Source organism: Rhizobium sp. GR12, from assembly GCF_036596185.1.
Classification (GTDB): domain Bacteria; phylum Pseudomonadota; class Alphaproteobacteria; order Rhizobiales; family Rhizobiaceae; genus Agrobacterium; species Agrobacterium nepotum.
The window spans coordinates 21,474-44,252 of sequence record NZ_JASXTH010000019.1; the positions used below are offsets into that span (position 1 = coordinate 21,474).

The 22,779-nt window shown below is 59.7% G+C and carries 25 protein-coding genes; 12 read left to right on the forward strand and 13 right to left on the reverse strand.

What is annotated here, in order from left to right:
• The first annotated feature begins 3 nt into the window (after positions 1-3).
• From QSK43_RS24735 to QSK43_RS24745, 3 genes are all read left to right on the forward strand, one after another.
• Positions 4-972: a homoserine kinase gene (locus tag QSK43_RS24735; protein ID WP_332305698.1), complete on the forward strand. Its 969-nt coding sequence runs from the start codon at positions 4-6 to the stop codon at positions 970-972.
• Positions 969-1,409: a ribonuclease HI gene (gene rnhA, locus QSK43_RS24740; RefSeq protein ID WP_003511799.1), complete on the forward strand. Its 441-nt coding sequence runs from the start codon at positions 969-971 to the stop codon at positions 1,407-1,409. The genes QSK43_RS24735 and rnhA overlap by 4 nt, the downstream gene beginning before the upstream one ends.
• Positions 1,410-1,569: 160 nt before the next feature.
• On the forward strand, positions 1,570-1,878 hold the full coding sequence (locus QSK43_RS24745; protein ID WP_045021020.1) for a Dabb family protein: 309 nt from the start codon (positions 1,570-1,572) through the stop codon (positions 1,876-1,878).
• A 70-nt stretch (positions 1,879-1,948) separates the two neighbouring features.
• Here the strand turns inward: QSK43_RS24745 and QSK43_RS24750 are convergent, their stop codons facing one another.
• Both QSK43_RS24750 and QSK43_RS24755 read right to left on the reverse strand, forming a co-directional pair.
• Positions 1,949-2,434, reverse strand: a complete 486-nt coding sequence (locus QSK43_RS24750) for a peroxiredoxin (RefSeq protein ID WP_045021023.1) — start codon at positions 2,432-2,434, stop codon at positions 1,949-1,951.
• Positions 2,435-2,555: 121 nt separating this feature from the next.
• Positions 2,556-3,404: a protein-disulfide reductase DsbD domain-containing protein gene (locus tag QSK43_RS24755; RefSeq protein ID WP_045021024.1), complete on the reverse strand. Its 849-nt coding sequence runs from the start codon at positions 3,402-3,404 to the stop codon at positions 2,556-2,558.
• Positions 3,405-3,565: 161 nt separating this feature from the next.
• On the opposite strand from QSK43_RS24755, the gene QSK43_RS24760 reads away from it, so the two are divergent.
• From QSK43_RS24760 to QSK43_RS24770, 3 genes are all read left to right on the forward strand, one after another.
• Positions 3,566-4,171 carry a YqgE/AlgH family protein gene (locus QSK43_RS24760; RefSeq protein ID WP_332305736.1) on the forward strand — a complete coding sequence of 202 codons (606 nt, stop codon included), beginning with the start codon at positions 3,566-3,568 and terminating at the stop codon, positions 4,169-4,171.
• 119 nt (positions 4,172-4,290) lie between these two features.
• On the forward strand, positions 4,291-4,482 hold the full coding sequence (locus QSK43_RS24765; protein ID WP_332305699.1) for a CsbD family protein: 192 nt from the start codon (positions 4,291-4,293) through the stop codon (positions 4,480-4,482).
• Positions 4,483-4,633: 151 nt separating this feature from the next.
• Positions 4,634-5,740, forward strand: coding sequence for a zinc-binding metallopeptidase family protein (locus QSK43_RS24770; protein ID WP_332305700.1), 1,107 nt, complete (start codon positions 4,634-4,636; stop codon positions 5,738-5,740).
• 179 nt (positions 5,741-5,919) lie between these two features.
• Here QSK43_RS24770 and QSK43_RS24775 read toward each other — a convergent pair whose 3' ends face one another.
• Genes QSK43_RS24775 through thrC form a run of 4 tightly spaced genes read right to left on the reverse strand, consistent with a single transcriptional unit; the run spans position 5,920 to position 12,179 of the window.
• A complete protein-coding gene (locus QSK43_RS24775) occupies positions 5,920-8,835 on the reverse strand; it encodes an EAL domain-containing protein (protein WP_332305701.1) in 2,916 nt (971 codons plus the stop codon).
• Complete coding sequence (locus QSK43_RS24780) at positions 8,832-9,431, reverse strand: GNAT family N-acetyltransferase (protein ID WP_045021032.1); 600 nt, start codon at positions 9,429-9,431, stop codon at positions 8,832-8,834. The genes QSK43_RS24775 and QSK43_RS24780 overlap by 4 nt, the downstream gene beginning before the upstream one ends.
• A gap of 32 nt (positions 9,432-9,463) precedes the next feature.
• On the reverse strand, positions 9,464-10,762 hold the full coding sequence (locus QSK43_RS24785) for a M16 family metallopeptidase (RefSeq protein ID WP_045021034.1): 1,299 nt from the start codon (positions 10,760-10,762) through the stop codon (positions 9,464-9,466).
• A 19-nt stretch (positions 10,763-10,781) separates the two neighbouring features.
• Positions 10,782-12,179: a threonine synthase gene (gene thrC, locus QSK43_RS24790; RefSeq protein WP_045021035.1), complete on the reverse strand. Its 1,398-nt coding sequence runs from the start codon at positions 12,177-12,179 to the stop codon at positions 10,782-10,784.
• A 280-nt stretch (positions 12,180-12,459) separates the two neighbouring features.
• Here thrC and QSK43_RS24795 point away from each other — a divergent pair, with 280 nt between their 5' ends.
• Positions 12,460-12,999 carry a PilZ domain-containing protein gene (locus tag QSK43_RS24795; RefSeq protein ID WP_332305737.1) on the forward strand — a complete coding sequence of 180 codons (540 nt, stop codon included), beginning with the start codon at positions 12,460-12,462 and terminating at the stop codon, positions 12,997-12,999.
• Between the two features lie 73 nt (positions 13,000-13,072).
• Here QSK43_RS24795 and QSK43_RS24800 read toward each other — a convergent pair whose 3' ends face one another.
• The 3 genes from QSK43_RS24800 to QSK43_RS24810 form a co-directional block, all read right to left on the reverse strand.
• Positions 13,073-13,387: a BrnA antitoxin family protein gene (locus tag QSK43_RS24800; protein ID WP_332305702.1), complete on the reverse strand. Its 315-nt coding sequence runs from the start codon at positions 13,385-13,387 to the stop codon at positions 13,073-13,075.
• Entirely contained in the window at positions 13,366-13,644 is a 279-nt protein-coding gene (locus QSK43_RS24805; protein WP_332305738.1) for a BrnT family toxin, read from the reverse strand. Before QSK43_RS24805 ends, QSK43_RS24800 begins: the two co-directional genes overlap by 22 nt.
• 70 nt (positions 13,645-13,714) lie before the next feature.
• Positions 13,715-14,404 carry an HAD family hydrolase gene (locus QSK43_RS24810; RefSeq protein ID WP_332305703.1) on the reverse strand — a complete coding sequence of 230 codons (690 nt, stop codon included), beginning with the start codon at positions 14,402-14,404 and terminating at the stop codon, positions 13,715-13,717.
• Between the two features lie 223 nt (positions 14,405-14,627).
• Here QSK43_RS24810 and QSK43_RS24815 point away from each other — a divergent pair, with 223 nt between their 5' ends.
• On the forward strand, positions 14,628-15,308 hold the full coding sequence (locus tag QSK43_RS24815; protein ID WP_332305704.1) for a GntR family transcriptional regulator: 681 nt from the start codon (positions 14,628-14,630) through the stop codon (positions 15,306-15,308).
• A gap of 236 nt (positions 15,309-15,544) precedes the next feature.
• Positions 15,545-16,006 (forward strand): DUF1284 domain-containing protein, encoded by a 462-nt coding sequence (locus QSK43_RS24820; RefSeq protein WP_332305739.1) that lies wholly within the window; start codon positions 15,545-15,547, stop codon positions 16,004-16,006.
• Here QSK43_RS24820 and QSK43_RS24825 read toward each other — a convergent pair.
• Positions 15,966-17,066: a hypothetical protein gene (locus tag QSK43_RS24825; protein ID WP_332305705.1), complete on the reverse strand. Its 1,101-nt coding sequence runs from the start codon at positions 17,064-17,066 to the stop codon at positions 15,966-15,968. The two genes, QSK43_RS24820 and QSK43_RS24825, sit on opposite strands and share 41 nt — an antisense overlap.
• Before the next feature lie 233 nt (positions 17,067-17,299).
• Between QSK43_RS24825 and QSK43_RS24830 the strand changes: the two genes are divergently transcribed.
• A complete protein-coding gene (locus tag QSK43_RS24830; protein WP_045021046.1) occupies positions 17,300-18,442 on the forward strand; it encodes a site-specific DNA-methyltransferase in 1,143 nt (380 codons plus the stop codon).
• Positions 18,443-18,790: 348 nt separating this feature from the next.
• Here the strand turns inward: QSK43_RS24830 and QSK43_RS24835 are convergent, their stop codons facing one another.
• From QSK43_RS24835 to mutY, 3 genes are all read right to left on the reverse strand, one after another.
• Complete coding sequence (locus tag QSK43_RS24835; protein ID WP_332305706.1) at positions 18,791-19,546, reverse strand: alpha/beta hydrolase family protein; 756 nt, start codon at positions 19,544-19,546, stop codon at positions 18,791-18,793.
• Between the two features lie 71 nt (positions 19,547-19,617).
• Positions 19,618-20,229 (reverse strand): HAD family hydrolase, encoded by a 612-nt coding sequence (locus QSK43_RS24840; RefSeq protein WP_332305707.1) that lies wholly within the window; start codon positions 20,227-20,229, stop codon positions 19,618-19,620.
• Between the two features lie 17 nt (positions 20,230-20,246).
• The gene (gene mutY / locus QSK43_RS24845) at positions 20,247-21,329 is read right to left on the reverse strand and encodes an A/G-specific adenine glycosylase (protein ID WP_332305708.1); all 1,083 of its coding nucleotides are present in this window, start codon (positions 21,327-21,329) and stop codon (positions 20,247-20,249) included.
• A gap of 97 nt (positions 21,330-21,426) precedes the next feature.
• Here mutY and QSK43_RS24850 point away from each other — a divergent pair, with 97 nt between their 5' ends.
• Both QSK43_RS24850 and QSK43_RS24855 read left to right on the forward strand, forming a co-directional pair.
• Entirely contained in the window at positions 21,427-21,939 is a 513-nt protein-coding gene (locus QSK43_RS24850; protein ID WP_045021055.1) for a DUF721 domain-containing protein, read from the forward strand.
• A 129-nt stretch (positions 21,940-22,068) separates the two neighbouring features.
• A complete protein-coding gene (locus QSK43_RS24855) occupies positions 22,069-22,749 on the forward strand; it encodes a DsbA family protein (RefSeq protein ID WP_045021057.1) in 681 nt (226 codons plus the stop codon).
• The last annotated feature ends 30 nt before the right edge of the window (positions 22,750-22,779 follow it).

Below are 22,779 nucleotides of genomic sequence, written 5' to 3' on the forward strand. Positions count from 1 at the left end.
AAATTGGCAGTTTATACGGACATCACCGAAGATGATCTGAGGAGTTTCCTCACGCAATACGACGTCGGCACGCTCACCTCCTACAAGGGCATTGCCGAAGGCGTCGAAAACTCCAATTTCCTGCTGCATACCACCAGGGACCCGCTGATCCTGACGCTTTACGAAAAGCGCGTGGAAAAATCCGATCTGCCGTTTTTCCTCGGCCTCATGCAGCATCTGGCCGCCAGGGGCCTGTCCTGCCCCTTGCCCCTGCCGCGCAAGGACGGGGAATTGCTGGGCGAATTGTCGGGCCGCCCGGCGGCGTTGATCTCCTTCCTTGAAGGCATGTGGCTCCGAAAGCCGGAAGCGAAACATTGCCGGGAGGTCGGCAGGGCGCTGGCCGCCATGCATCTCGCCGGCGAGGGTTTTGAGATCACGCGCCCCAATGCGCTCTCCATCGAGGGCTGGAAGGTGCTTTGGGACAAATCGGAGGCCCGCGCCGACGAGGTGGAGAAGGGCCTGAGGGATGAAATTCGTCCCGAACTCGACTATCTCGCCGCCCATTGGCCGAAGGATTTGCCCGCCGGCGTCATCCATGCGGATCTGTTTCAGGATAACGTGTTCTTCCTCGGCGACGAGCTTTCCGGCCTGATCGATTTTTACTTCGCCTGCAACGACCTGCTCGCTTACGACGTGTCGATCTGCCTCAATGCCTGGTGCTTTGAGAAGGATGGCGCCTACAACGTCACCAAGGGCAAGGCGCTGCTGGAAGGCTACCAGTCGGTGCGGCCGCTGAGCGCCGAGGAACTGGATGCGCTGCCGCTTCTGGCGCGCGGTTCGGCGCTGCGCTTTTTCCTGACCAGACTTTATGACTGGCTGACGACGCCGGCAGGCGCGCTGGTGGTGAAAAAAGACCCGCTGGAATATCTGCGCAAGCTGCGGTTCCACCGCTCCATCGGCCATGTCGCCGAATACGGGCTGGTCGGCGAATGAAACACGTCGATATTTTTACGGATGGCGCCTGCTCCGGCAATCCCGGTCCGGGTGGTTGGGGCGCGGTGTTGCGTTATGGCGAGACCGAAAAGGAATTGTCCGGCGGCGAAGCCGACACCACCAACAACCGCATGGAATTGCTGGCGGCTATCTCGGCGCTCAATGCGCTGAAAAGCCCTTGCGAGGTCGATCTTTATACCGACAGCGCCTATGTCAAGGACGGCATCACCAAGTGGATTTTCGGCTGGAAAAAGAAGGGTTGGAAAACCGCCGACAATAAGCCGGTCAAGAATGTCGAGCTGTGGCAGGCGCTGGAAGCGGCGCAGGAGCGCCACAAGGTCACCCTGCACTGGGTCAAGGGCCATGCCGGCCATCCGGAAAACGAGCGCGCCGATGAATTGGCGCGCAAGGGCATGGAGCCTTTCAAACGCCGGTAACGGAAGCCTGCTCTATTTCGGGCCAGTCTTGACCAGAGCCAGTCTGACCGGGGCATGTTTTAATCAGGACAGGCCCTGATCGGGGATTGTGAAAACTGAAACCCGATCTATCTTGTCGTCAAACAGTTGGACGGCGTTCCAACGGAGGAGAGACATTCGGATGATCCTGCATTGTGTATTTCTACGGTTCAAGGCCGCGACGGCATCCTCTGAAAAACAGGCGGTATTCGAGGCGATTGCGGCCCTGAAGGACGTGATACCCGGCATAATCGACGTGAAATACGGCCAGAATGTTTCACCCGAAGGCCTGAATGGCGGCTTCGTCGATGGCTTCATCGTGACGCTGGAAAGCCCGGAAGCCCGCGACGAATATCTCGCGCACCCGCAGCACATGGAAGTCGGGCAACGTCTGGTCTCGCTGACCGATGGCGGCCTGGCCGGGCTTCTGGTGTTCGATATGAACGTATGAAAAAGGGCGGTTCGACCGCCCTTTAATCTGTCCTTTGCTCCATGCCCGAGGATGGAGACGTAGAGGTGGCTTAAAGCTGCTCGATCATCGCCGCTGCGGCCGAGACCGTCGCCTGACCGGGATTTTCTTCCACGTTGAGCGATGTTACTACGCCGTCTTTCACCAGCATCGAATAGCGCTTGGAGCGCACACCGAGGCCGCCGCCGGAGAGATCGGCGTCGAGACCGAGCGCCTTGGTGAAGGCGGCGTCCCAGTCGGCAAGGAAGTGGATTTTGCCCTGGCCGCCGGACGATTGCGCCCATGCGCCCATGACGTGCCAGTCGTTGACGGAGACGACGGCGATGTCATCCACGCCTTTTGCAAGAATGGCGTCGCGGTTTTCGAGATAGCCCGGCAGGTGGTTCAGCGAGCAGGTGGGGGTGAAAGCGCCGGGTACGGCGAAAAGAACCACCGTCTTGCCGCCGAAAAGCTGATCGGTGGTGGTTTCAACCGGGCCGTCAGCCGTCTTTTCCTTGAAGGTTGCGGAAGGCAGTTTTTCGCCGATCTTGATGGTCATGTCCATGCTCCTGTGGCCGTTCGGTTCGCGCGACTATAGAGCAACGAAACGAAACGTGTCATCCCGTTTTCTCGGGAAATTCCATGCCTGAAACGGCCGTGCGGACACGGTCGCCGACCGCTCACGGCTTTGGAAAGTTCAGCATCGTCTCCATGGCCCGGTCGCCGGATTTGACGAGAATCGGCCAGCTGTTGCCCTGCACCTGATAGGTTTTCGGCAGGCCCTTGATGTTCATGTAGAAGGATAGCTTGCGCCTGTCGCGCACCATGTTCTGCGGTTCGTAATAGGCAAAACCCGAGGGACCGGCGATGAATATCTCGGTTTCCTTAGGCGCGTTTTCCGGCAGTTGCAGCTGCACGCCGAGCATGGTCTTGTCGGGCGTGATGTGGAAATCGACGACCTTGAAATCGTCGGATGCGGCTTCGGGCAGCGTCTCGCGCGCCTCTTCCAGCAATCGCCGTTCCTCGTGGTCGTCACCGCCGGCATTGCCCCGGTCGATCGAAAACGTCGCCTCGAAGGGGATGCAGATATTCTGGCAGACACCGATGAAGGCGGTGAGGTCGATTTTGCCGCTCGCCGATGTGTCGGCGGCTTTCAGCTGAAAGGGAAGGCTGACGGCGTGATCGTAGCCGATATCGGTAAGCTCGCCGTTTTCGATGAGCTTCGGAACGGGATAGGCCATGGAGATCAGGCTCACGCCGCTTGCCGGATCAAGCGTGATCTTCGGCGGTATGCCAGCTTCGCCCGGTTCGCGCCAATAGGTTATCCAGCCGTCTTTCGGCTCGATTTGCAGCACGCCGCGCACCACGCCGTCGCCATCCATGGCAAGGCTTGCCACGCGCATCTGGCCGCCCTCGCTTCTGGCCCAGTCGGTAATTTCCGCCTGCGCGGCATGTCCGCCACCGAGGAGGACGGCAAATGCGGCCGCGAGGCGAAGATGTGAAAATCGAAAGAATGTCCTGACGCTCATTCTTCCCGTCTAACCCAACATCGCCCGGTGAACCAGTTACGAATTCGTGCGGTTCATCATTTTCGGTTGATTGATCGGGCGCTATGCCGCATCCTGTATCTCGTCGAAGTGCGAACGACGTTTTCCGTTCAATGACGGAATTCGGTCTGCTGGAGGCGACGGTGAGCTTTTCAACGCTGATGGACAAACGCGAACGTGGCTTTCTCGACAGCCAGTTCCTCATCGCGATGCCGGGACTGGACGACGGCAATTTTGCCCGTTCGGTGATTTATATCTGCGCCCATTCGGACGCCGGCGCCATGGGCTTCATCATCAACCGGCCGCAGCAGATCACCTTTACGGATATTCTGCTGCATTTGAAACTGGTGGATAGCAACGACGCCATCATGCTGCCCAACCGCACTCGCGAATTTCCGATCCAGTGCGGCGGCCCGGTCGAATCCGGCCGGGGTTTCGTGCTGCATTCGGATGATTATCTGAGCGAATCCAGCATTCCGGTCAGCGACGACATTTCGCTGACGGCGACGCTGGATATCGTCCGCGCCATTTCCAACGGCCGCGGCCCGCAAAGGGCAACCATGATGCTCGGCTATGCGGGCTGGGGTCCGGGCCAGCTGGAAAACGAGATCGCCAACAATGGCTGGCTGAATTGCCCGGCTGCGGAAGAGCTGATTTTCGACCGTGGACTGGACAATAAATATGAACGGGCGCTCGCGCTGATGGGTATCGACCCCCGCATGCTTTCTGCGGATGCCGGACACGCCTGAATTTGCACGCCCGAATTCCTGCCGCCGCCAGGCGCCTGCCGGCGGGAACCAAACCTTGTCCCTCACGTTAGTCACCCGGAAAGCCGACAAACAGTTCGGTTCAACCAGGGAGTAACGACATGGGTAGCACATCAGACAGAATTGCCGGTAAAGCCAACGAAGTTGCCGGCAAGGTCAAGAAGAGCGTCGGTGAAGCGACCGGCAATAACCAGTTGCGCGCCAAGGGTGCGGCCCAGGAAACCAAGGGTAAGGTCCAGAGCACCGTCGGCAAGGCGAAAGACGCCGTCAAGGGCGCGGTCGATCGCATGTAATGTCGCCAAGTCCGCCTGAGGGACGCCATGGAGCGCATGTGTGTTGCACATGCGCTCCAGTCGTATGGGATGCCGGAAGGGCGGTCACAGTGTTCACATTGATATCGTATGCTTGCCGCCAGCCAGCCGATCCATCGCAAGGGTTTCATGAATGAAGCTTTTTTCCTGCGCCTCCTGTGGCCAGCCGGTCCATTTCGATAATCGTTTCTGCGTCTCCTGCGGCCATCGTCTGGCTTTCGTGCCGGAGCGCTTCTCCATGGAAGCGCTGGCGCCTGCGGGCGAGCCGAACTGGCAACTGGTCGCCCAGCCGGAAAAACAGGTGCGTTTTTGCGCCAATGAAGCGAACGACATCTGCAACTGGTCGGTGCCGGCGGAAAGCTTCGACGCCTTTTGCCCGGCCTGCAGCCACAACCGTCTGGTGCCGGATATCACGACGGATGAGGGCATCGAACAATGGCGGGGCATCAGCCAGGCGCAGCGGCATTTGTTCTATTCGATACTGCGGCTCGGCCTGCCGCATCCGAACCGGGATGCCGATCCGGTCGGAGGGCTGGTCTTCGACTTTCTGGTTGATGCGGTCGCGCCAGACGGTTCGGTCATTCCCGCCATGACCGGTCACGACGAGGGCCTTATCGCCATTCGCGCGGCGGAAGTGGACGATGCGACGCGCGAGCAGGTGCGTGCCAACATGAACGAACCCTATCGCACGATGCTCGGCCATTTCCGCCATGAGGTCGGACATTTCATCTGGAACAAGCTCGTTCGTGACCAGAACCGGTTAGAGGCCTGCCGCGCAATATTCGGCGACGAGCGCGAGGATTACGCAGCGGCCCTGCAACGCAGTTACCAGCAGGGGCCGCGCTCCAACTGGCAGGAAACCTTCATAAGCGCCTACGCCTCCGTCCACCCCTGGGAGGATTTTGCCGAATGTTTCGCGCATTATCTCCACATCGTCGACACGCTGGAGACCGCGCGCGCCTTCGGGGTGGCGATCGATCCGAACGGACACGAGGAAATGGCGGCGGAGGTCACGTTCGATCCCTACAATGCCCGTAGTGCCGCGCAACTGGTCAGGGCCTGGATTCCGCTGAGCGTCGCCATCAACTCGATCCAGCGCAGCATGGGGGAGGCGGACCTCTACCCCTTCGTGCTGGCGCCGCCAGTGGTGACCAAGATGGAATTCATTCACGACCTGCTGCACGGCAGGGTCGCCGCAGACTGGCCGTCACCGGTGCAGCAGTTTGTGATGGTTCAGTGAATACACGATACGCGGGCTGAAAAATCCGCGTCGCAGCGGCGACCGAATACTTTTCTTCGGTGGTCATCCTCGGGCTTGACCCGAGGACCCACAATCACCCGCGACAATGGATCCTCGGGTCGAGCCCGAGGATGACGTCGTGTTTGGGGGGAAGGGGTGCACCACCGCACCCCGACCACTTACGAAGCCCGCTTCGTCGGCTGGAACCGCTCCCGCAGAAGCTTCAGCGCCGCATCGCCGGAAACCGGGGTGCCGAACAGGAAGCTTTGGCCGAAATGGCAGTTCATCCGTGAAAGTTCCGCCGCGTCCTCGGGCGTTTCGATGCCTTCGGCCACCACCTGCATGTCGAGCGCACGCGCCATGGCGATGACGGAGCGCAGCAGCACGTTGCGCTTGTCGCTGGTATTGGCCACCAGCGCCTTGTCGAGCTTGATCGTGTCGAAGGGGAAACGAGTGAGATAGGCAAGCGACGAATAGCCGGTGCCGAAATCGTCCATGGCGAGGCTGATGCCGGTTTCCTTGAGCTTGGAAAGAACCAGCCGCGCCTGTTCGGGGTTCTCCATCACCACCGATTCCGTCAATTCCAGTTTCAGCTGCTGCGGATTGCAGCGCGTGCGCGTCAGCATGCTGCGCACATCGGTATACAATTCGTTGTTCAGCAATTGCGCGCTGGAAATATTGACGGAAATGAAGATCGGCATCTTCTCGATGGCATGTTGCCAATCCATCAGATCGGTCGCCGCCCGTTCCAGTGCGAACATGCCGAGCGGTTCGATGAGGCCCGAAGCTTCGGCGATGGGAATGAATTCGCTGGGCGCGATATTGCCCCGCTTGGGATGCTCCCACCGCATGAGGGCCTCGAAACCGGCAATTTCGCCGTCGTCCAACTTGACGATCGGCTGGTAGGCAAGCGACAGCTCCTTGCGCTCGATGGCGCGGCGAAGGTCGCTTTCCATTTGCAGGCGGTCGGTGCCGGACGTGCGGAAGGCGGGGCGGAAAGGCTCGACGCGGTTTCCGCCAGCCCGCTTGGCGCGGTACATGGCGAGTTCCGCATCGCTCAGAAGTCCGGCGGCGCTTTCCTGCTGGTCGATCCATGAGACGAGGCCGATGGAGGCGGTGAGGATGATTTCGCGATTGGCGAAATTGATCGGCACCATGATCGCCTTGTTCACCGCATCGGCGAAATCGGCAACCCGCTGCGGATCGCGCTCCGAGGTCAGGATCAGGCCGAATTCATCGCCGCCGAGACGCGCCAGCGTATCCTGCGGTTTCAGGAGACGGCGCAGACGCCGCGTCAGCGCGATGAGGATATTGTCGCCCGCAGCGATACCCAGAGTATCGTTGACCAGCTTGTAGCGGTCGATATCGATCGCCATGACGGTCGGGCGCACGCTCTCGCTGTCGGGAGAGAGGTTGAGGATCGATTGCAGGCGGTCGAGAAACACCTGCCGGTTCGGAAGCCCGGTCAGATTGTCGTTCATTGCATCCTGCAACAACCGCTCGACCGAATTCTTCTGCTCGGTGATATCGGTAATGGTGCCGACGCAGCGGATGATTTCGCCGTTGGAGCCGAGAACCGGACGGGCGCGGATTTGCAGCCAGTGGAAATGCCCGTCTTCGGCGCGAATGCGGAATTCGTGGTTGAGCCGGCCCTTACGATGGTCGAGCAGCACGTCGAGCGTCGCCTTGAACCTGTCGCGGTCATCTGGGTGCAGGCGTGGCAGCCAGTTGCGCGCAGCACCATGCATGGTGCCGGGCTCCAGCCCCAGCCGGTTGGAAATATCGGGCGTGGTGACGATGCGGTCGCGCGTCACATCCCAATCCCACACGGTATCGCCGCTGCCGGTCAGGGCCAGCGATTGCCGCTCGAGATCGGAAAATAGGCCCTGCTGATAGGCGCTGCCGGCAAAGGCGTGCTGGATGACGGTGAAGCCGATCAGCAGCACGATCAGCACCAGCCCGCCGCCGAGCGCCGGCTGTACGATGTCGTTGTCCAACTGTCCCGTCACCGTAAGCCAACCGCCGAACAGCCAGACGAGGATGAGCGCCCAGGAGGGAACGAGCAGGATCGCCCGGTCGTAGCGGTTGAAGCCGAGATAGACGATGAGCGCGATGCCGGCGGTCGCTGTCAGAGCGAAGGATACGCGGGCGATACCGGACGCGACCGAAGGATCGTAGATGGCGACGCCGAAAAGCAGCACCAGCCCCACCACCCAGGCGAATGTCGCGTAACCCAGATGTGCGTGCCAGCGATTGAGATTGAGATAGGTGAACAGGAAGACCACAAAGCTGGAGGCGAGAGCCACTTCGGCGCCCGCCCTCCATATTCGCTGATCGCTGGACGTGACGGTGATGAGCTTTTCGAGAAAGCCGAAGTCGACGCAGATATAGGCCAGCACCGCCCAGGCAAGTGCGGCCGAGGCCGGCAGAACGGAGGTTCCCTTGACCACGAACAGAATGGTCAGAAGCACGGCCAGAAGGCCGGCGATACCGAGCACGATGCCACGATAAAGCGTAAACGCGTTGATCGTGTCCTTGTAGGCTTCCGGTTCCCACAGATAGATCTGCGGCAATTGCGGGGTCGAAAGTTCCGCGACGAAGGTGATGACGGAGCCGGGGTTGAGCGTGATGCGGAACACGTCGGCATCCGGGCTTGGCTGCCGGTCGAGCGCGAAGCCCTCGCTCGGGGTAATCGCCATGATGCGCTGCGAGCCGAGATCGGGCCAGAACAGCTTGGAATTCACCAGACGGAAATGCGGGGCGACGATGACGCGCTCCAGCTGTTCTTCGGAGACGTTGGCAAGCGCAAAGACCGCCCAGTCACCCTGGTGGTCGGTGGAACTGGCGCGCACCTCGATGCGGCGGCGGATGCCATCGGGTCCGGGTGCGGTCGAGACCTGAAAGGCCTCGCCCTGGTTGGCGTAGATATCGGTCGTTGCGGTAAGATCGAGCGCCGTGTCGTCACGGGAAATCTTCACCGGTTCGAAAGCGTAGGAATGAGAGGCAAAAAGCAGGAAAAGCAGGAAAAACGGCACAGCCAATGCAATTGCCGCCAACCGTTTCGACAGGCACGGCGCAGAGTGATTGTAGGTCATGTATCGTACTTCGTTCCGCCGGAGCTTTGCTTGTCGGCAAGAAGGGAAAACATCATATGATCCCGCCATTGGCCATTGATTTTCAGATATTCCCGCAAGAGACCTTCCCGCTGGAACCCGGCATTTTCGAGGAGCCGGATGCTTTTGAAGTTTTCCGGAATACAGGCTGCCTCGATACGGTGCAACTGAAGTCCGCTGAAGATATAGGGTATTACCAATTTTAATGCGGCGGACATATGGCCTTGCGCGGCGTAACGTTCGCCCACCCAATAACCGATCATGCAGCTTTGCGCAGCACCCCGGCGGATGTATCCGATGGTGATGCCGCCGACGAGCAGCGTCTCCTTCTCGAACAGCAGAAACGACACGGCGGTGCCGGAGGAAAACTCCTGGCCGTTGCGCACCACGCGCGTGCGGAAGGAGCCTTCCGTCAGTTCGTCCGGCCGCCAGGCGGGCTCCCAGGGCTGGAGAAACTGCCGGCTTTCGGAGCGCAGGACGTGCCATTGCCTGAAATCGCCATAGCGCGGCAGTCTGAGAAGATGGTCGGCGCTGCGCAATTCGGGCGTGTCGTTATGTCGGGAAAGAAAACGCAGCATTCACCATCCCTGTGCGGAAGAAACCGCCACCCTCAGCCGTTCGCCTTTATCCTTGCGGGCTGCTGCGCGGAAAGCGCGGCAGTGATGTCTGAAAGAGGCGGCAGCTTTTCGAGCGGGCCAATTGCGGACAACGTCGGAACTGTATCGAAAAACAGCCGTCCTGCAAGATCGGTCAGGCGTTCCCGCGTGATGTCGTTCAGACGCTCCATCATCTCCTCATTGGGGATGGGGCGGCCGTAAAGCATCATCTGCCGGGCGATCTGGCCGGCGCGCGCGGCCGGGCTTTCCTGTCCCATCAGCAATTGCGCGCGGATTTGTGCCCGGGCGCGGTCGATTTCTTCCTGATGGATTGTCTGCGAAGACTTGCGCAACTCGTCGAGGATGACGGGTATCAGTTCCGGCAGGTCGTTGCCGCCGGTCGCCGCATGCACGCCGAAGATGCCGGTATCGGAAAAACCCCAATGGAAGGCATAGACGGAATAACAAAGGCCGCGCGCTTCACGCACTTCCTGGAAGAGGCGCGACGACATGCCGCCGCCGAGAATATTGGCGAGAATCTGCGAACAGTAGAAATCGCGGGCGTGGTAAGCCTTGCCCTCGAAGCCGAGAAGCACCTGCGCGTCCATCAGGTCGCGGGTCTCGCGGATTTCCCCGCCGGTATAGATCGCCTTTTCGAGAACCGGCGTGGCGATCGGCAGCTGCGGCAGCGTGGCGAAACGCTCTTCCACCTGCTTCACGAAGCTTTGGTGATCGACGGCACCCGCCGCAACGACGAAGATGCGGTCCGTCGTATAGTTGCGGGCGAGATAATGCCTTATCTGGGCGCTGGTAAAGGATTGCACGGTTTCCGGCGTGCCGAGGATCGGGCGGCCGATGGTCTGGTCACGATAGGCGACACCGGAAAAATTGTCGAAGATCACGTCATCGGGCGTATCGGTGGCGGCGCCGATTTCCTGGAGAATGACGTTTTTCTCCCGCTCCAGCTCGTCTTCGTCGAAGAGCGATTCCGTCAGAATGTCGGCAAGGATATCGACGGCCAGCGGTACGTGGTCTTTGAGGACCCGGGCATAATAGGAGGTTGTTTCCGTCGATGTCGCGGCGTTGACTTCGCCGCCGACATTTTCGATCTCTTCGGCGATCTGCCGGGCGGTGCGGCGCGCCGTGCCCTTGAAGGCCATATGTTCGAGAAGATGGGCGATGCCATGTTCGGCAGTCGTCTCGTTGCGGGATCCGGATTTGATCCACACCCCAAGAGCAACGCTTTCGAGATGTGGCATTTTTTCCGTCACAACGGTCAACCCGGACGAAAGCCGGGTCACATTAACTTTCATATCAAGTCTTTCCGCGTCTCTATTTGCCGGCGCGTGCGTGGCTGCCGATGAATGTTTCCACCGCTTTCAGCTCTGCATCCAGAATGTCGAAACGCTCCTCCCGGTTCATAATGTCAGCTAGCCATACTGGAAGCGCCGGGTCGATTGCGCAAGCGGATTTTACGGCGGCCGGGAATTTAGCCGGGTGGGCGGTAGACAGCACCACCATCGGGCTCGACGCCTTTTCGTGCTTTTCCGCCACGAAAACGCCGGTGGCCGTATGCGGGTCAATCAGGTATCCGGTTTTTTCAAGCGTATCGCGGATTGTCGCCGCCACCTGCTTTTCGGTGGCGCGGCCGGCGCGGAAATCGCGCTTGATGAATTTGAGGGCGTGCGGCGGAATTTCAAACGCGCCGGACTGCTTCAGGCCGTCCATCGATGCCTTTACCGCAGCGGAATCGCGGCCATAGGCCTCGAACAGCAGTCGCTCGAAATTCGACGAGATCTGAATATCCATGGAGGGTGAAGTGGTGGATTTGACGCCCCGCATCTCGTAACGGCCGGTCTTCAGCGCGCGCGCCAGAATGTCGTTGTCATTGGTGGCGATGACAAGTCTGTCGATCGGCAGGCCCATCTTCTTGGCGACATAACCGGCGAAGATATCGCCGAAATTACCCGTTGGAACAGTGAAGGAAATCTTCCGGTCCGGGCCGCCGAGCGATAGCGACGCGGTGAAATAATAGACCACCTGCGCCATGATGCGCGCCCAGTTGATGGAGTTCACGCCGGAAAGCTTCACGCCGTCGCGGAATTTCGCGTCGTTGAACATTTCTTTGACGAGGTTCTGGCAATCGTCGAAATTGCCGTTGATCGCCATCGCATGCACGTTGGAGGCGGTCGAGGTCGTCATCTGGCGCTGCTGCACCGGAGAGACCTTGCCATTGGGGAAAAGGATGAAGATGTCGGTGCGCTCGCGACCGGCAAAGGCGTCGATTGCCGCGCCGCCGGTATCGCCGGATGTGGCGCCGACAATGGTGGCGCGCTCGCCGCGCTCAGCCAGCGTATAGTCCATCAGGCGGGCGAGAAGCTGCATCGCCACGTCCTTGAAGGCGAGCGTGGTGCCGTGGAAAAGCTCAAGTACGAAGGTATTGGGGCCGGTCTGCGTCAGGGGTGCCACGGCCGGATGGCGGAACGTCGCATAGGCGTCGTCGATCATCGCCCTGAACTTGTCGGCCGGAATTTCGCCGCCGGTGAAACGGTAGAGAACCTCAAACGCGATGTCCTGATAGGATTTTCCGCGCAGGTTGCGGATTTCCTTCTTCGACATGGAGGGCCATTCGCGCGGCACGTAAAGCCCGCCGTCACGGCCAAGGCCCGCCAGAAGCGCGTCGCAGAAACCAAGCGAAGGGGCCGCACCCCTGGTCGATACATATTTCACGAGATAGTTCCCTGTCCTTTATCGGTCTGTCCGTTGCCGATGTTACCGGCGTCTTCGTCAGCAGGCTCTTGCCAAAATGAGGCGATTGGTGAGGTAATGAAGGGCTTTTTTGAAAATTCAAGCAAAACCGAACATGCCAATCGATTTTTTCCGGCGTCGCTGCTATAGACCATCGCCAACCTGCGTGAAAGGTCAATAAACAGCGTCTCCGGTTCGGTTCCGGGACAATGGAGAGGGAATTAGAAGAGTGTCAGGGAATTTCTTGCGTTTGTCCGCCGCGATGTCGCTTCTGGCCGCCGTTGCAGGATGCAATTCCTCCAATCCGGCGGACTCGCTTGCCGTCAATCCCCCGGCGGCGCAGGCCAACCCTGTTGCCGCAGTGGTGCAGGCAAATTGCCCGGCCGTGACGGTTCTCGACGCCAACGCCGTCCACCGCGTCTATTCCGGTGGGGCGAAGGACGATCCGCAGAAGCTGGCCTATCAGGTCTCGCTCTCCGACACGACGCGCTCGTGCACCGCGAACGAAACGACGCTGACGGTGAACGTGCTGGCCCAGGGCCGCCTCGTTCCCGGCCCCATGTCGAAGCCCGGCCGCGTGACCGTGCCCATCCGTGTCACGGTGAAGGACGGCGACGGCGAGATTTACGGCGAAACGACCAATTTCGCCATCGACGTTCCGGCTGGCCAGAGCGGCACGCAGTTCATCTTCAACAATGACCACGTCGCTATTCCCAATGCACCGGGTGGCGCACCGAAGTCGGTCAGCGTCTATATCGGTTTTGCCGAGCAGGGCGCAAAGGGCAAGACCAAGCGCCGGTGATTTGACGGACGGATCATTAAAAAACCGGAGGCTGCTTTTGCAGGCTCCGGTTTTCTATTGAACGGCAACGAATTTAAATGCCGGCTGCCTTGCGCAGGGCGTCATTGATGCGGCTTTGCCATCCTTTGCCGCCCTCGCGAAAACGTTCGACCACGTCCTCATCGAGGCGCAGCGTCACCTGTTTCTTCGGTTTGTCCACCGGCGGGCGGCCGCGTGTCTTTCGGTATTCATCAATTGCTTCGAAAAAAGCGGGAGGCAAAACGTCCCGGGCCGGACGCGTATTTGCGAGTTCCTCATCCGTCATTTCCGGGAAGTCCACCGCATTCCAGTCCGCTTCGGTATAGCCGTGTCCGGGTTCGAATTCTTTTAGTTTCGTAACTTTGGCCATGGCAACTTCCTTCTTTCCTTGAAACTTGCCCGACGGAAGCTGATGACGGATATCGCTTCTGTTCCGACAGTCGCAAAAACAACGGCCGTCGTCCCGTCCTGAAAATATCCGATCGCTTTGAAGCGCGAGCTTCCCGGTTCGGTCAGGCTTTTCTCGATGATGGCGTTTTCCCAATCAAACCCATCGATATCTGCAAAGTCGAAGCCGTGCTTCTTGATGTTGGCCAGCCTCTTGGGCTCGTCCCATATTATTTTCATAATTAATGTAGCTACATTTATTAAGATATCAATGCAGCTACTCAAATCATGAAAGACGTCCCTTCACAATTCAAAAAGCGCCTTCCCATTCCGCCATCGCCGCAATGACGGCGGGCAGGTCCTGCATACGCGAAATCACGGTTTCCGCGCCCGCATCCGTCAGCCGGTCGGCATGGCTCGGATAGGTGTGGGATGCACCGGTGAAGCCGATGACGCGCATGCCGGCGGCTCTCGCACCATGGATGCCATGCACGGAATCCTCGATCACGACCACGCGGTCGGGGGAGACGCCGAACTGTGCCGCGCCATGCAGGAAGATATCGGGCTTCGGCTTGACGCGGTCGGCGCCTAAGTCCTTGGCGGAATAGATATGCGGCGCGAAATAGGGCTTCAGGCCGACTTTCGTCAGCATCATGTCGAGGCGGTGGCTGGAGGAATTCGAGCAGATGCAGCGTGGGGTCGTCAGTCGCGACAGCGCAAACTTGACGCCCTCGATGATCTTCACGTCGCGTTCCAGCCGCGCATCGAGCAGCTTTTCCGACTTGTCGAGCAGGGATGCGGACAACGGGATGCTGGCTTCGCGCTCCACCTGCAGGAGGATGTTCTTCCAGGTCATGCCGGCAAAACGCTCGCCCATTTCCTCGACGGAGATGGGATAACCCGCCTCGGTCAGGAGACGGGACTCCACCTGCGCCGCGATGATTTCGGAATCGACCAGAACGCCGTCACAGTCGAAAATAATGAGGTCGAAGCCGCTCATGGGCGCTCCCTATATCGAATTTGCTTGGAAGAAAGTGATGCCGGGCTTTTAGACCATGTCCGCGTCAAGCTCAACCGGCTGGTCCGCAAGGGTCGGTCCCGTCAGGCTCATAGCTCGGGCGAGCCTGGGCAAGCGACTGTCCGGCGTTGAATATTTGCTTTTGCGCATTTCCCTGATGCAAAAACCGCTACACACATTCGTGCCGGATGCGTTATGGAATGTCATGCCCAAGACAGTGAAAACCAGACCCGAAGACACGATCGCCGCACGCATCAGCCGCACCCTGGCCGATCGCATCGTGCGCGGCGAGCTGTCGCCGGGTGAACGTCTGCGGCAGGATCACATCGCTGCCGAATTCGGCGCTTCGCATGTGCCGGTGCGCGAGGCATTCCGCAGGCTGGAAGCGCAGGGGCTGGCCGCCAGCATTCCACGCCGTGGCGTGCGGGTCGCGGATTTCGGTCTTGCCGATGTGCGCGAGGTCGCGGAAATGCGCGCAGCGCTCGAGGTTCTGGCGCTACGTCACGCCATTCCGAACATGACTGCCGCCATTCTCGATCAGGCTGAGGCCGCCACGCTTGAGGGTGACAGTGCGGTCGATGTGCAGCAGTGGGAAGAGGCCAATCGCCGCTTCCACCGCTTCATCACCGCGCCCTGCAACATGCCACGCCTGATGGAGGCTATCGACGGCCTGCATGCGGCAAGCGCCCGGTTTCTGTTTTCCGCCTGGCGGGCAGGGTGGGAGCGGCGCACCGACACCGACCACCGCGCGATCCTCGACGCATTGCGCGGCGGCCGTGCCGAGGAGGCGGTGCGCATCCTCGACGGCCATGTGCAATGGATCGGCCGCAAGGCGATCCGCACCTCTTCCGGCTCGGTGCACGACGCCTTTGCGATTGTTGGATAGACCGGAGGCAATTGGCTGTGGTCTTTTGGACTCTGTCGGAAAAGTCGTTTATCGATATCCAGCCCGCGATGGCGATCAGCAGTTTGCAAGGGAATATGGATGGCGATTGAGACGGCGAATTCACGAACCGGATTTTTCGGCCGTCCCGGCTTGCGACCACTCTGTCCGCAGACCTGTTTCCAGCTTAGGAAACGCGGCCCGTGACGGTTCGCCTTCGCCCCCATCACCTTCTCTGCATGCTGACCTATGTTGGGAAGGGATATACTTCCGGCTTCGTCGAGAATTACGACCGTGTCGCCGCCCGGCTGAATACGGGCGAGGAAGATATCGAGCTGGTCGACGGTCCCGACGATATCTGTGTCGGCCTGTTGTGCGAAAGCCATGCCCATTGTTTCAACGAGGGTGTGGTGCAGAGGGATGAGGTTGCCCGGCTTTCGGTTTCGACGCTTTTGGGCGAGACGCTTGAGCCCGGAAAACGCCTGCGGGCAACGCCGGACTTTTTGACGAAGATGCGTCTGGCCTTCGCCGCTGGAGACATCCGGCAGGCCTGTCGCGGTTGCCAGTGGATAAGGCTGTGCGACCGTATCGCGGCGTCAGGGTTCGCCGGCGTGAAAGTTGGCGAGCCGCCAGCGCGCCCGGCCGGGCAGCGATTTGCACCTATTCCGGCACATTCGTCTCGGTTCTCTCGGCGGCCTTGACCGTTGCCTTGATTTCCTTCGGCTCGCGGCCGGACTTCTTGTCGTAGCTCACCTTCACCGAATAATCGCCGGGATGCAGGGTTTCCTGATGCCGGGTGCCGTAACGGCCGGAAATCTCCTTTTGCGTGCCCTGAAGGTCTTTGGTCGTTTCGACGATGTCGATCCGCTCCGCTCCCGGCGCCGTGATCGCGAGAACGCCCGCATCGAGGTCGATGCTGATCTCGGAGCGGTTTCCGGCGGTCACGGTGAATGGCTGATCCACCGTGACCTTGCCGAGACGCGCACGCATCACGAAATCGCCGGCGGGCATTTCCATCATCTTGCCGGTGCCGTAAATGCCGTTGATGGTCTGGCGGGTGCCATCAAGCGTCTCCTTGGCCGAGAGCGCCTCGAAACGGATATCGTCCGTCTCCACCGCCTTGTTACCCTGCGCATAGACCGCCCTGGTGACGACTACGCCGCTCGGGATGACAAGCTGGTGGCTGATCTTCTCGCCCGCCTTGATGGCAAGCGTTTCCTGCGCGCGCGCCGGGCCGATGCTGCCCGTCAGAACGACTTCGCCCGCCGGCACGAAGGCCGTGTTCTGGCCGTAGACGCTGTCCTTGAAATCGTCCTTGGTGATTTCGGTTTTCGCCTGACTTTCCACATCGCCGCCGGGGCTGCGTTTTGGCACCACCGTCAGTTCTGCCGCGTCGAAATTCACCTTCGGCCTCGCGATGCTTCCGCCTTTCACCTCGAAGGCTATTTCGCGGGTAACATTGCCCAGCACCGCCACGCCGACATATTTGCCCGGGGGCAGCTTCGCCTCGAAGGTGGCGTCATAGGAGCCGCCAGCATTGACGTCGCTGCGCATACCGGCACGGTCGGCCTTGTAGAAATCCCACCGCACCCTGTCGCTGTTGCCAAGCGAGGGACCGCCGTCGAACAGCACCGCGTCGGTGACGACGTTATATTGCGGTGCCGGTTCCTGCGCCGGCAATAGTGATGGCAGCGCCGCCACGAGAAGAGCGGCTGAAGCGACATGCACTGAAAAAGAAGCCATTCTCGTCACGGACCCCATTGCGGACTACCCCCTGAATTGCCGGTTTTCCCGCCGCACCGATATGTGGAACAGGACAACCCGTTGTGCACAACGTTTTTGCGGGACTTCGGGTTCCCGACTGCCGCTGCAAATCCGGGAAAGAGGCCGCAACAGCCATTTATTTCGCATTTTCCGTGACTTGTTCAGGCTTTGATAACCATCTTCGGTAACCATAAGCATCAGTAGAGAGTAAGCGTATGGAGCGAGTACCAATGGCAGCAGTTTTTCCGCTGGCCGATTTTCGGCGTGCCGGTTTTGATCGTGCGGGCGAGAGTGACGCCTGGAAAGACAGCATCATCAAAGGTGATTGTGTCGCTGCCTTGGATGCCCTCCCGAGCCAGTCGGTGGATGCGATATTCGCCGATCCGCCGTATAATCTTCAGCTTGGCGGCACGCTGCACCGGCCCGACCAGTCGCTGGTCGATGCTGTCGATGACGAATGGGACCAGTTCGCATCCTTTGAGGCCTATGACGCCTTCACCCGCGCCTGGCTGCTCGCCTGCCGCCGCGTCCTGAAACCGAACGGCACCATCTGGGTCATCGGCTCCTATCACAATATCTTCCGCGTCGGCTCCATGCTCCAGAACCTCGATTTCTGGATCCTCAACGATATCGTCTGGCGCAAGACCAACCCCATGCCCAATTTCAAGGGCCGCCGTTTCCAGAACGCCCACGAGACCATGATCTGGGCAAGCCGCGATCCGAAAGCCAAAGGCTACACCTTCAACTACGACGCGCTGAAGGCCTCCAACGACGATGTGCAGATGCGCTCCGACTGGCTGTTCCCGATCTGCAGCGGCAACGAGCGGCTGAAGGGTGACGACGGCAAGAAGGCGCATCCGACCCAGAAGCCGGAAGCATTGCTGGCGCGCATCATCATGGCCTCCACCAAGCCGGGCGATATCGTGCTCGACCCGTTCTTCGGTTCCGGCACGACAGGTGCTGTTGCCAAACGTCTTGGCCGCCACTTCGTCGGCATCGAGCGCGAACAGGATTATATCGATGCGGCGTCTGCCCGCATCGCCGCCGTCGAGCCGCTCGGCAAGGCGGAACTGACTGTCATGACCGGCAAGAAGGCCGAACCGCGCGTTGCCTTCAACACCCTGGTGGAAAGCGGCCTCGTCCGCCCCGGCCAGGTGCTGATGGATGCGAAGCGCCGTTATAGTGCCATTATTCGTGCCGATGGTACGGTTGCATCCGGCGGGACCGCCGGCTCCATTCACCGTCTCGGTGCAAAGGTGCAGGGTCTCGACGCATGCAACGGATGGACGTTCTGGCACTTCGAGGATGGCGACCAGTTGAAGCCTATCGACGATCTGAGAACGATCATCCGCAGTGAACTGGCAAAGGCCTGACAGTCGAAAGCCGAAAGGCTGAAGGCAACGATCCACCGCCCGCCATTGTCAGCATACGTCTCCGTCCGGTTTAGTACCTTCAGTCCCGGATGGAGAATAACCAACGCCCGGCACCTCGGTGTCGGGCGTTGGTATTTTCGAATATATAAATTTAGCCAGACAAGTTTCGCGCAAGAGAACGGCCATAAGGTCTGACGCAAAGCAATGGTTGTGTAAGTCCGGTTCGGACAGTTCACGAAAACATTGCTGTCCCATGCCGCTTGCGGCAGGACTGGCGCAGGCCGGAGACCGCCATTTCCGCCTGCGCCAATTTTCTTTCCCGATCTTTGGCTCAATCCGGTCACAGGATCAGTGAAAAGTGGCGGCAGGGGCAAATATTCTCGTAAGAAAACTTCGAAGAACCGGCGCTGTCTGTTTGCTTGGGATGCGATGCCCACACTCAAAAGTGTGAAGGGCTACGGATACTCCAGCCTCCGAAAGCGCATCTGCAAATCTCTCGGCTTGATCCACCGGTGCACGGTCATCGTATTTGCCGTGCAAAAGCAATGTTTCCGCACGGATTTCGTGTGAATGATACAGGGCGGAGCGATCCAGGAAAGCTGTGTTTGAAAGGCCCGCCTCTTTCTCAATGGCCAATTGTAGACCTCGTGAGCTGCTTTGGTAGGCTCCTTTGAGATCGTAGACGCCGCCCGATAGAATGATAGCCCGTAGGTTGGGCATGCGGGTGGCAACCATCGCCGAAGCGACTGCCCCGCGACTGTTGCCGTAAAGAATGATGCGTTCAGGATCGATCGAAGGTTGCTCTTTGAGAAAATCCAGAGCAGCCACAATCGCTTGCTGAGTATGTGGACCACAGAAATCTGTTGGGCCTTCGGATGCGCCAAATCCGGGCTGTGAAACCGCCGCCGCCGTCACGTTCAGGAGAGAGGAAAATCGAACCAACATACCGTTGTCGACAGCCTCTTTCGCACCCAGAAGAAGCCCGCCCTGATTGCCATGCACAAACAGTATCGCTCCCCTTGGGGCCGCTGAGGTTTGAGCTTGGAAAAGTTCAACGGCGGCGCCGTCGCCTCGATCAATGATATGTTGCGTTAACGCCGACATTGCCATTTCCAAGTTGGAACCGGTGGGTGAGGGGCATACGAAGACACGATATCCGCAGCCCCCTTCGTCTTCTACACCTCCACCCCATAGGCCCGCAAATCCTGCTTCAGCTTCTCGGCGCTAGTGAAGTGCACCGCCTCCCAGCCCGCGGCCTTGGCGCCTTCGACATTCGCAAGCGTATCGTCGATGAAGATGCTCGCGGCAGGGTCGAGGCCGAATTCCTTGGCATGCAGATCGTAGATCGCCACGCCCGGCTTCAACAGCTTCACATCGCCAGAGACAGTCACGCCGCGCGGCAGCTTCAAGAACGGAAACATCTCCTGTGCCTCGCGAAAGGTGTCGGAGGCGAAGTTGGTCAGCATCGTCACGTCGTGACCGCTGTCGATCAGGGCAACCATGATCGCGACGCTGTCGTCATAGGAATGCGAGACCATTTCGTGCCAGAACTTGCGGAAGGAACGAATATGTTCTTCCCGCTCGGGAAACCGTTCCACCAGCAGCGCCTCGGCATCTTCCCAGCGACGTCCGCGATCCTGTTCGAGGTTCCAGTCATGGGTGCAGATATTGTCGAAGAACCATTTGCGCTCGTCGGCATCGGGGATGAGACGGCTATAGGGAATATGCGGATCGTAGTGGATCAGCACCTTGCCGATGTCGAATACGATATGGTCAATCTTGGTCATCGAACTTCCTGCTCTTGTCAAAATGCAGATGGAATAGCCTGTGCGATGACTTTTTTCATCACTGTCGGCAAGGCTTGCGCGTCAAGATTTGTAACCGGCTCCCACCATCCGTCATTCGGGCCGGTTGGAAGACCGTCCGGCACCTGCGCGCGATAGACGGTGAGCCGCAGCTCGAAATGGGTGAAGACATGCACGATGACGCCCGCCGCCTGCCAGGGGGCGGCAAAGGGCGCATGGGTCGTGTCCGTGCCGCCATCCATACGGGCGGTCCATGCCGTTGTCGGCACCTCCGTCATGCCGCCGAGAAGGCCGCTTTCGATGCGCCGCCGGAGCAGAATTTCGCCGCTGGCATTCACCGCCACGAAGGCGGCCCCAAGCCGCACCGGCTTTGTCTTTTTCGCAGCCTTGACCGGAAAACGCTCCGGTTCGTCATGGGCAAGCGCAAGACAGTAACCGTTGAACGGACAGAGCGCGCAGGCCGGCCGCTTCGGCGTGCAGATCGTCGCACCGAGATCCATCATCGCCTGCGCAAAATCGCCGGGCCGGTCTGCCGGCGTGAGTTCAGCCACCTTGGCTTTCATTGCGGGTTTCGAGCCGGGCAGGGGGGCGTCGATGGTAAAGAGGCGGGAGATGACCCGCTCCACATTGCCATCCATCACCGCCGACTGCCGGTTGAAGGCGATGGCGGCAACCGCTGCGGACGTATAATCGCCGATGCCGGGCAGTTTTTTGAGGCCCTCTTCGGTGTCCGGAAAGACGCCGCCATGCTCTTTAGCCACGGCTTCCGCGCATTTTTTCAGGTTGCGGGCGCGGGCGTAATAGCCCAGTCCCGCCCATGCGGCCATGACATCCTCGACCGGTGCCGCCGCCAGATCGCCAACGGTTGGCCAGGCGGCGAGGAACTTCAGGAAATAAGGCTTTACCGCCTGCACCGTCGTCTGCTGCAGCATGACTTCGGACAGCCAGACATGATAGGGATCGGCACGTTTTCCTTGTTTCGCCATGGCCGGAGAGGTGCGCCACGGCAACTCGCGATGGTGGCGGTCGTACCATGCGAGCAGCATGTGCGCCTGAGGCGCCGGGGCGGTTTTTTGAAGCATGGTTTGCCGTTTCTCTTCGATTCGGCCTATAGTTGGCCATTCATACCGACCTATCAAGAAGCTCCGCGCCTGTGCGGTCCTGAAACCCGAGTGAAATATGCGATATCCACGCAAAGGCGTCATCCAGATCGCCGAAATAGCCAATGGCATCATGGATCCCCTCCTGTCGAAACGGGCGGGCATCAACACGGCGCTGCTCGGCTCGTGGGACGAGATCGCCGGTGAGGATTTTGCCGATTGCACGCGGCCGGAGAAAATCACCTGGCCGCGCCGCGACGAGGGGCCGGATCGCGGCGGTTATCAGCCGGGCGTGCTGACGATCGCCTGCGAAGGTGCGCGTGCTTTGTTTCTGACCCATGCGCAGGGCGAACTCATCGCCCGCATCAACGGCTTTTTCGGCTTTCCCGCCGTGCGCCAGATCAGGATCGTGCAGAAGCCGGTATCGCAGCCCGTTACCCGCAAACGAAAGCCGCCGCCGCTGCGCGGCGATGCGGCAAAACGTCTCGATGACATGATGGACGGTATCGAGAGCGAGGCGCTGCGCAAGGCGGTGGAAAGGCTCGGCACGGCGGTGATGCAGAAGAAGAAGCCGCAGGGCGGGACGATTTGATGTGAGCGCATTGTCCTTGACTGGTCACAATTCTTTGACAAGAAGAGTTCAAAACGCCGCTTGTGATGAACAGGCTGGCGCTATATCGGAATCAACGGACAATAGAGTCTATTACCAACAGGTGCTTTCATGCATTTTCCCGAACTGACCATTTCCCGTCGCGGCCTGCTTGGCGGCGTAGCTCTTGCGGCCGTTGCCGCAGCCCTGCCTTTCGCATTCACGCCGGGCATCGCCCAGGCGCAGGAATTGCCTGAATCCACCGGCGAGGTGGATATGGCTGCGGTGTTGAAGCCCGGCCCGCTGCCGGAAGCGGCGCTCGGCGATGCGAACGCCCCCGTCAAGATCGTCGAATACATGTCGATGACCTGCCCGCATTGCGCGAACTTCCACAACAAGACCTTTGACGAGATCAAGAAGAAATACATCGATACCGGCAAGCTCTATTTCGTCATCCGCGAATTCCCGTTCGATCCGCGTGCCGCTGCCGCCTTCATGCTGGCGCGTTGCGCTCCGGAAGGGCAGTATTTCCCGTTCGTTTCCATGCTCTTCAAGCAGCAGCAGAGCTGGGCGACAGCGCAGGATGCCCGCGCCGCCCTGCTGCAATTGTCGAAAATGGCGGGTTTCTCACAGGAGTCTTTCGAGGCCTGCTTGACGAACCAGAAACTTCTGGATGATGTGAACGCAACGATGCAACGCGGTGCGACGGAATTCGGCGTCAACTCCACGCCGACTTTCATCATCAACGGCAAGAAATACGCGGGAGACATGTCGGTTGAAACCATGTCAGCTGTCATCGACAAGCTGCTCTGATCGCCGGACCCATAAAGGAACGGGCGGCGG

Coding starts and splice junctions, on each gene's coding strand:
- QSK43_RS24830 (WP_045021046.1), top strand. CDS start 17,300: ATGGCAGCAGTTTTTCCGCTGGCCGATTTTCGGCGTGCCGGTTTTGAT.
- mutY (WP_332305708.1), bottom strand. CDS start 21,329: ATGCTTCAAAAAACCGCCCCGGCGCCTCAGGCGCACATGCTGCTCGCA.
- QSK43_RS24795 (WP_332305737.1), top strand. CDS start 12,460: ATGTCGCTTCTGGCCGCCGTTGCAGGATGCAATTCCTCCAATCCGGCG.
- QSK43_RS24840 (WP_332305707.1), bottom strand. CDS start 20,229: ATGACCAAGATTGACCATATCGTATTCGACATCGGCAAGGTGCTGATC.
- QSK43_RS24770 (WP_332305700.1), top strand. CDS start 4,634: ATGAAGCTTTTTTCCTGCGCCTCCTGTGGCCAGCCGGTCCATTTCGAT.
- QSK43_RS24745 (WP_045021020.1), top strand. CDS start 1,570: ATGATCCTGCATTGTGTATTTCTACGGTTCAAGGCCGCGACGGCATCC.
- QSK43_RS24750 (WP_045021023.1), bottom strand. CDS start 2,434: ATGACCATCAAGATCGGCGAAAAACTGCCTTCCGCAACCTTCAAGGAA.
- rnhA (WP_003511799.1), top strand. CDS start 969: ATGAAACACGTCGATATTTTTACGGATGGCGCCTGCTCCGGCAATCCC.
- QSK43_RS24805 (WP_332305738.1), bottom strand. CDS start 13,644: ATGAAAATAATATGGGACGAGCCCAAGAGGCTGGCCAACATCAAGAAG.
- QSK43_RS24850 (WP_045021055.1), top strand. CDS start 21,427: ATGCGATATCCACGCAAAGGCGTCATCCAGATCGCCGAAATAGCCAAT.
- QSK43_RS24780 (WP_045021032.1), bottom strand. CDS start 9,431: ATGCTGCGTTTTCTTTCCCGACATAACGACACGCCCGAATTGCGCAGC.
- QSK43_RS24835 (WP_332305706.1), bottom strand. CDS start 19,546: ATGTCGGCGTTAACGCAACATATCATTGATCGAGGCGACGGCGCCGCC.
- QSK43_RS24855 (WP_045021057.1), top strand. CDS start 22,069: ATGCATTTTCCCGAACTGACCATTTCCCGTCGCGGCCTGCTTGGCGGC.
- QSK43_RS24765 (WP_332305699.1), top strand. CDS start 4,291: ATGGGTAGCACATCAGACAGAATTGCCGGTAAAGCCAACGAAGTTGCC.
- QSK43_RS24815 (WP_332305704.1), top strand. CDS start 14,628: ATGCCCAAGACAGTGAAAACCAGACCCGAAGACACGATCGCCGCACGC.
- QSK43_RS24775 (WP_332305701.1), bottom strand. CDS start 8,835: ATGACCTACAATCACTCTGCGCCGTGCCTGTCGAAACGGTTGGCGGCA.
- QSK43_RS24785 (WP_045021034.1), bottom strand. CDS start 10,762: ATGAAAGTTAATGTGACCCGGCTTTCGTCCGGGTTGACCGTTGTGACG.
- QSK43_RS24800 (WP_332305702.1), bottom strand. CDS start 13,387: ATGGCCAAAGTTACGAAACTAAAAGAATTCGAACCCGGACACGGCTAT.
- QSK43_RS24755 (WP_045021024.1), bottom strand. CDS start 3,404: ATGAGCGTCAGGACATTCTTTCGATTTTCACATCTTCGCCTCGCGGCC.
- QSK43_RS24810 (WP_332305703.1), bottom strand. CDS start 14,404: ATGAGCGGCTTCGACCTCATTATTTTCGACTGTGACGGCGTTCTGGTC.
- QSK43_RS24820 (WP_332305739.1), top strand. CDS start 15,545: ATGCTGACCTATGTTGGGAAGGGATATACTTCCGGCTTCGTCGAGAAT.
- QSK43_RS24825 (WP_332305705.1), bottom strand. CDS start 17,066: ATGGGGTCCGTGACGAGAATGGCTTCTTTTTCAGTGCATGTCGCTTCA.